At 66.9% G+C, this 8085-nt stretch carries 2 protein-coding genes; both read right to left on the bottom strand.

Annotation, left to right across the window (positions count from 1 at the left end; all coding sequences use genetic code 11):
* Positions 1–203, bottom strand: a 203-nt coding sequence (locus tag AB0A90_RS34685) for a beta-ketoacyl synthase N-terminal-like domain-containing protein (protein WP_357256196.1), incomplete at its 3' end; no start/stop codon positions are given.
* Positions 204–241: 38 nt separating this feature from the next.
* Positions 242–8059 (bottom strand): SDR family NAD(P)-dependent oxidoreductase, encoded by a 7818-nt coding sequence (locus AB0A90_RS34680; protein WP_357256198.1) that lies wholly within the window; start codon positions 8057–8059, stop codon positions 242–244.
* Positions 8060–8085 lie beyond the last annotated feature (26 nt).

Here is an 8085-nt window from a genome sequence, read left to right as displayed (position 1 = left end):
GAAATCCCATCCCCACCCGTCACCACCAACCGCCACAAATCCTCAGCCGACCGCACACCACCCGGAAAACGACACCCCACACCCACAATCGCAATTGATTCCCGAGTTTTCTCCTCGGTGACCTTGAGGCGTTGCTGGGTTTGTGACAATTCCGTTGCGAGCAGCTTAAGGTAATCGCGAAGCTTGTCTTCGGTGCTAGGCATGCGAGGTGCCTCCACGTGACGGAGCGGCTATGGCTGTGTCAGCCAATCCCGAGCTTTTTGTTAATGATGGCAAACATTTCATCGTCGCTTGCCGCGGCGATCTCGGATTGGTCGATGGTGTCGCTGGATTCACTGTCGGACGTCTGGAGTTTCCAGAGCAGGCCCTGTAGACGACTGACGATTTTGGCGCGGTATTCATCGGGCGGCGCCGTCGACGCGAAGGCCGCTTCGAGGTTGTCAAGGTCCTCGAGGACGCGGGTATGCGCTGTTGACTGCCCGGTGTCGGAGTCTGCTGTGGTGGGGGCGAGTTCGACGCGTAGGTAGGTGGCGAGAGCGGTGGGCGTGGGGTAGTCGAAGACCAGGGTGGCCGGCAGCCGGAGTCCGGTAGCGGCTCCGAGCCGGTTACGCAGCTCGACCGCGGTCAGAGAGTCGAACCCGATGTCTTTGAACGCCTGGGTCACATCCACCGCGTCCAGGTTGGTGTGCCCGAGCACGGTCGCCACGTGGCCGCGGACCAGGTCGAGCAGAACCCGCTGCTGATCAGCCTCCGACACACCCGTCAACCGCCGGACCAGCACTGAGGTATCAACCGCGACGCTCGCGGTTGCCCGCGACGGTCCCCGGGCCAGCCCTCGCAGCATCGCGGGGACGGTCCCTGTGCTCGTTCCTGCACGTAGTTGTGCCGTATCCAGGTGGGCTCCCACGACCAGTGCCTCGTCAGTGCGGATTGCGGCGTCGAATATCGCGAGAGCGGCATCGGTGGACAGGGCACTCATACCCGTGCGGGACATGCGGGCAATGTCCTGCTGGTGCAGATGGCTGGTCATGCCGCTCGCCTCGGCCCAGAGTCCCCACGCGATCGACGTGGCAGGCAGGTCGTTGGCGCGACGGTGAGCGGCCAACGCGTCGAGGAACGCGTTCGCCGCCGCGTAGTTGCCCTGTCCTGGCCCGCCGAACACCCCTGCGGCGGAGGAGAACATCACGAACATGGCGAGGTCCATATCGCGCGTCTGTCGGTGCAGGTTGACCGCCGCGTCCACCTTCGGACGGAGCACCCTCGCCAAGCGTTCATCGGTCAGAGACTCAATCACCCCGTCGTCGAGAACCCCGGCCGCGTGCACCACACCGGTCAGAGGATGTTCCGCCGGGACCTGCGCCAGCAGCCGGGCCAGAGCCTCGCCGTCCGCGGTGTCACAGCCGACCACTGACACATCCGCGCCCAACGAGGTCAGCTCGTCGACGACAGCCGGTGCCTCATCCGCCTGCATGCCCCGACGGCTGACCAACACCAGACGCCGCACGCCATGGTCTGTGACCAGGTGCCGTGCCAGGAGCCTGCCCAACTGCCCGGTTCCGCCGGTGATCAACACCGTCCCATCCGGATTCAACCCGCGATGGGTCGGTTCAGTGTTCGTTGCATCAAACCTAGCCAGCCGGGGAGCCAACAGTCGCCCCTGCCGGATCGCGAGTTGCGGTTCGTCGCTAGCGAGCCCCACGCGCATGCCGCGCAGTGATGCCTCGTCGCTGTCGAGGTCTACCAGAACCACGCGGTCGGGGTGCTCGGATTGCGCGGAACGCAGCAGCCCCCATACGCCGGACTGCGCCAGGCCGGGAACATCCTCGCCCGCATCGGTGCATACGGCGTTGTGGGTCAGCACGACCAGCCGCGACGAGGCCCAGCGGCTGTCGGCCAGCCATGTCTGCATCATGGTGAGCACACGCGACACATGTTGGTGTGTCAGCACCGAGAGCTGGCCGTCGATGTCGCTGGTCCCGGTGGCACATGTCAGTATCGCCACGTGCGGCGTGGGCGCGCCGGCCTCAACCGCGGCGACGGCCGCAGCCACGTCCGGATGCCTTTCCACCGTGACACCAGCCTCATTCAGCTGCGGGGCGACATGCCGCGGGTCCGCACCGAGAACAATCCACCGGCCGGTGCCGGGGTCGTTTGGCGCGTGTACCGGGGTCCACTCGACGCGAAGCAATGACGGCTGCCCATTGCTGCGCATCCGGTCCAGTTGCTCGGGTGACACCTGGCGCGTCACCAGCGAGTCGGCGTGCGCCACTGGCTGTCCTGTACCGTCGGCGACGGTGACCGTGACGCCGTCCGGTCCGGCGGGTGAGAGCCGCACCCGGAGTGCTGACGCACCGGAGGCGAGCAATGACACACCTGCCCAGGCGAATGGCAGCCGCAACTGGCTAGCGCCGAACAACCCGGGCAGGCCGAGCGGGTGGGTTGCGGCGTCCAGCAGGGCGGGATGGATACCAAACTTTGCCGCATCCTCCCGTGCCGGCTCGGGCAAGACGACCTCGGCGAAGATGTCGTCGCCGCGTTGCCACACGGCCCGCATTCCTTGGAACACCGGTCCGTATCCATATCCCGCGTTGGCCGCGTTGTCGTAGTGTTCGTCGAGGCTGATGGGAGTGGCGCCGGCGGGCGGCCACGATTCCAGGTCAGACCAGGTAGTGAGCCGATCGCTGGCGGAGTCGCTGCGGGCAAGGGTGCCGCTGGCGTGCCGTGTCCAGTCCTGAGTGTCGTCGGGGTGGGAGTGGATGGTGAGCGGTCTGCGGCCAGTCTCGTCGGCGGCACCCACGCGTATCTGGATTGCGACACCAACACGTTCGGGTAGCAGCAGCGGCACCTCTAGGGTGAGCTCGTCCACTCGGTCGCAGCCGATTTCATCGCCGGCTCGGATAGCGAGTTCGACAAACGCGGTGCCGGGCAGGAGAACGACGCCAGCGACCGCGTGGTCGGCAAGCCATGAGTGCGTCTGCAAGGACAGCCGACCGGTGAGCAGCACACCTTGCCCGTCTGGCAGGGCGACCATGGCGCCCAGCAGCGGGTGTTCCACCGTGCTTTGCCCGAGTCCGGTGGGATCTCCGGCATAGCCGTGTGGGGATGTCAGCCAGTAACGTTCGCGTTGGAATGCGTAGGTGGGCAGGTCCACACGGCGGGCCCCGGGCCCGGCGAAGATGGCCGCCCAGTTCACCTCGACACCATGGACGAAGGCCTCCGCGACGGACATGGTGAATCGTGCAAGGCCGCCGTCGTCGCGGCGCAGCGAGCCGAGCACCACCGCCCCGGCCCCTACGTCGTCGAGCGTTTCCTGCACACCCACTGTCAACACCGGATGAGGACTCGCCTCGACGAACACCCGATGCCCCTGATGCAGCAGTGCCCGCGTTGCCGCCTCAAACTGCACCGGCTCCCGCAGATTCCGGAACCAGTAGGAGGCGCCCAATTCGGTGGTGTCGAGGGCTTGTCCGGTAAGAGTCGAGTAAAACGGGATCTCGGTCGGACGGGGTGTGATGGACCCGAGGACGTCGAGGAGTTGATCGCGGATGGCCTCCACGTGCGGGGAGTGCGAGGCGTAGTCCACGGCGATTCTCCTGGCGCGGACTCCGGATTCCACACAATCGGCCATCATCTGGTCCAAGGCGTCGACATCGCCCGAAACAACCGTCGACGCCGGGCCGTTGATCGCGGCCACACCGATCCGCCCAGCCCATGCCTTCACCAGGTCGGCGACCCGCTCCGCGGGCATGGCGACGGAAACCATGCCGCCCCCGGCCGGCAGGGTGGCGAGCGCTCGGCTGCGTAGGGCCACGACCTTCGCCGCATCCGCCAGGGACAGTCCGCCGGCGACGCACACCGCGGCGATCTCGCCCTGCGAGTGGCCCACGACCGCCGCTGGGACGACCCCATACGACTTCCACAATTCGGCTAGGGACACCATCACCGCGAACAGGGCCGGCTGCACGACGTCGACCCGCTCCATTGATGGCGCACCGGCACGACCGTGCAGCACATCGAGCAGGTCCCAATCCACATATGGCGCGAGCGCATCGGCGCATGCATGCAGCTGCTCACGGAAGACCGTCGAACTATCCAGCAGCTCCACGGCCATGCCGATCCACTGCGAGCCCTGCCCGGGGAAAACGAACACGGGCTTCGGGTCAGCTATCGCCTGCCCTCGTATCAGGCCAGCGGCGGGCTCACCGTTTGACATTGCCGTCAGGCCGCCGAGCAATTCGGGATGATTGTCGCCGACAACGACGGCACGATGCTCAAAGGGAGTGCGAGTAGTAGCCAGCGAGTAGCCGATGTCGGCGACCTGCATGTCAGGATTTTCTGCGAGGTGATCGTGCAGTCGGGCGGCCTGCGCCCTTAACGCGGTGTCCGACTTGGCCGACAGCGGCCACGGCAGGGCCGTGGCTGATGGTGTCGGTGCCGCAGGTTCGCGGTTCGTGGTGGGTGCGGCTTCGAGAATGATGTGTGCATTGGTGCCGGATATTCCGAACGACGACACCCCCGCCCGCCGGGGCCGCCCTTTCTCTGGCCAGGACCGCGCTTCGGTCAACAGCTCGACCGCCCCGGCTGACCAGTCCACGTGGGGCGACGGCTCATCAACGTGCAGCGTCTTGGGCAGCACGCCACGTCGGATGGCCTCCACCATCTTGATTACACCGGCCACTCCGGCGGCCGCCTGGGTGTGACCGATATTCGACTTCACCGACCCCAGCCACAACGGATGCTCCGGCGACCGGTCCTGACCGTAGGTGGCCAGCAACGCCTGGGCCTCGATCGGATCGCCAAGGGTGGTGCCCGTGCCATGTGCCTCCACGGCGTCGATGTCGTGAGGGGCGAGTCGGGCGTTGGCGAGGGCTTGTCGGATCACTCGTTGCTGCGAGGGTCCATTGGGGGCGGTGAGTTGGCTGCTGGTGCCGTCCTGGTTCACCGCCGAGCCCCGTACCACAGCCAGGATCGGATGACCATGACGTTTCGCGTCGGACAGCCGCTCCACGAGCAGTAGGCCGACACCCTCACCCCAGCCGGTGCCGTCAGCCGAGGCGGCGAACGGCTTACACCTCCCGTCCGGAGACAGTCCTCGCTGCCGGCTGAACTCCACGAAGGTCCTCGGGGTGGACATGACCGTAACCCCGCCAGCGAGCGCCAGGTCACATTCGCCCGTTCGCAGCGCCTGCACCGCCAAGTGCAACGCGACCAGGGACGAGGAGCATGCGGTGTCGATTGTCACCGCCGGGCCCTCCAGGCCGAATGTGTACGCCAACCGACCCGAGGCGACACTGCCCGCGCTGCCGGTGCCAAGGTAGCCCTCAAAACCATCGGGCGTCTGATGCAGGCGGGAGATGTAGTCGTTGTACATGACCCCGACGAAGACGCCCGTCTGGCTGCCGCGCAACGCACGTGGATCGACACCGGCCCGTTCGAAGGCTTCCCACGTGGTCTCCAGCAGCAGCCGCTGCTGAGGATCGATCGCGAGGGCCTCCCGTGGGCTGATACCGAAAAACGCGGGGTCGAATTGGTCGGCGTCGTGGAGGAATCCGCCTTCGCGGGCGTACGTCTTCCCGGTACGGTCCGGGTCCGGGTCGTACAGTTCCTCGACGTCCCATCCGCGCCCGCGGGGAAACTCGGTGATGACGTCCACCGCCCCGTTGACGAGCTGCCAGAACTGCTCGGGCGTGTGGGCCTCGCCCGGGTACCGGCAGCTCATGGCGACGATCGCGATGGGTTCATCGGCGCCCGGGAGGCCGACCGGCCGGACCGGCTTCTCGTCTGCCCGCGCACCGGTCAATTCAAGGCGCAGGTGCTGCGCTAGTGCGATGGGCGTGGGGTGGTCGAACAAGGTGGTGGCGGGCAGCCTCAGCCCGGTTGCCACGTTCAGCTGGTTACGTAGCTCGAGGGCCGTGAGCGAGTCGAGTCCGAGCTCGAGGAATCCCCGGTGAGTGTCGATTTGGCTTGCCGTGCTGTGACCGAGGACGGTCGCTGCTTGGGTGCGGACCAGGTCGAGCAGGATCCGCTCCTGCTCGGAATCCGACAGGTTCAGCAGGCCAAGCGTCAGCTCTGAACTAGGTTCAGTGCTCACACCCACGGCCCGCCGCGCCGGAACGCGCACCAGCTTACGCAGCAGCGCCGGCACGACGCCCGTGCGGGCGTTGGCACGCAGCGCCGGCAGGTTGAGCCGGACCGGCACCAGGACTGGCTCGTCCAGCGCGAGCGCCGTATCGAATAGTGCCAGGCCTTCGGAGGCGGGCATCGGCGTGATGCCACTGCGAGCGAGGCGCGCCCGATCCGCTTCGTCGAGGTGCCCCGTCATTCCGTTCGCTTGGGCCCATAAACCCCACGCCAAAGACAGGGCGGTGCTTCCTGCGTGGCGGCGATGCTGGGCGAGGGCGTCGAGGAAGGCGTTCGCGGCACTGTAGTTGGCCTGTCCCAGGCCCCCGAATGTGCCGGCTGCGGAGGAGAACAGCACAAATGCGGCGAGGTCATGGCCGACGGTGAGCTCGTGCAGGTGCCACGCAGCGTCCATCTTGGGACGGAACACCGTATCGATCCGCTGCGGAGTCAGTAACGAGATAGTCGCGTCGTCGAGAACACCTGCGGTGTGGATGACGGCGGTGAGGGGATTCTCGCTCGGGATGGTGGCTAGCAATGCGGACAGGGCGTCCCGGTCGGCGATGTCGCACGCGGTCACGGTGACGGCGGCGCCCTGCGCGGCGAGGTCGGCTGACAACTGTTCAGCACCCGACGCGTGGCGGCCCTGGCGACTAACGAGCAGCAAGTGCCGAGCACCGTGGGTGGACACGATGTGTCGGGCCACGGTGCTGCCGAGGGCACCCGTGCCGCCGGTGATGAGCACCGTCCCGTCCGGGTTCAGCATGGAAACGCCGTCAGCGGCGGCCTGCGACACGGGCACGTGAATCAGGCGGGCAGCGTAGACGACTCCGGCACGCACGGCGAGTTGCGGTTCACCGGACGTGAGGGCGCCCGCCATTGCCTCCGCGGAACGACTGTCGTGGTCAAGATCGATCAGCGTGATCCGGTCCGGGTGTTCAGACTGCGCGGAACGGACCAGACCCCATACCGAGGCGGCTGACAGGTCAGGCCCTGCGGGAACATTTGCACCGCTGATCGGTACGTCTACCGCGCCGTAAGTGACAACGACCAGGCGGCACGATGTGAACCGGGGCTCAGCAAGCCATGCCTGGATGGTATTGAGGATCCCGCCCACCGCGGCCCGGGCCGCGGTGGGCGGGTCCGTGCTCGCTGCCGCATCGGGGGCGTACGGCAGGAGCACCATCATCGACGCCGGTGCACCAGCGTCGATGGCCTCGCCCAGATCGGCGAGGTCGGCAAAGTGCGTCATGTTGTCGACGGCGATCAGACGCGGGGCTGCGCCCAGCAGCGCCCATGCCGGGGCTTGGGTTCCGGCCTCGCCGATGGCTGGTAGCGGCGTCCAGTCGAGGCGGTAGAGCGAATCGTGGTGCGCAGCGTGTGCGGGAGTGAACTGCTGTGGGTCGATCGGTCGAACGACGAGCGACTCGATGACAGCGACAGGCTGACCGACGTCGTCGGCCAAGGTGAGGCGGAGTCCACCGGTGTCGGCCGGGGCTAGCCGCGCCCGTACGGTGGCGGCGCCAGTAGCGAACAGCGTCACCCCTGTCCAGGCGAACGGCAGCCCGACGACTCCGGTGTCACCGGCGCCAGCGGGCCGGTGAAGGGCTATCGCGTGCAATGTTGCGTCCAGGAGCGCGGGATGAACGCCGAACCGCGCGGCCTGGTCGCCGGTTTGATCGGGTAGGGCAACCTCAGCGAAAACCTCGTCGCCGCGACGCCACGCGGCGCGCAGGCCCTGGAACGTCGAGTCGTATTCGACGCCGACAGCAGCTAGGCGCTCGTAAATGCCTTCGATGTCGATGGGGGTGGCGTTGGTGGGTGGCCAGGTTGCTAGGTCCGGCCAGTTCGAGGGCTCGCTGCTACCCGCATTGGTGGTGGTGAGTGTTCCGGTGGCGTGTTGTGTCCAGTCTTCCGTGTCATCAGGGTGGGAATGAATGCTGACCGGCCGGCGACCAGCCTGAT

Source organism: Micromonospora sp. NPDC049204, assembly GCF_040647935.1.
Classification (GTDB): domain Bacteria; phylum Actinomycetota; class Actinomycetes; order Mycobacteriales; family Micromonosporaceae; genus Micromonospora.
This window is presented reverse-complemented; position numbering and strand designations above follow the sequence as displayed.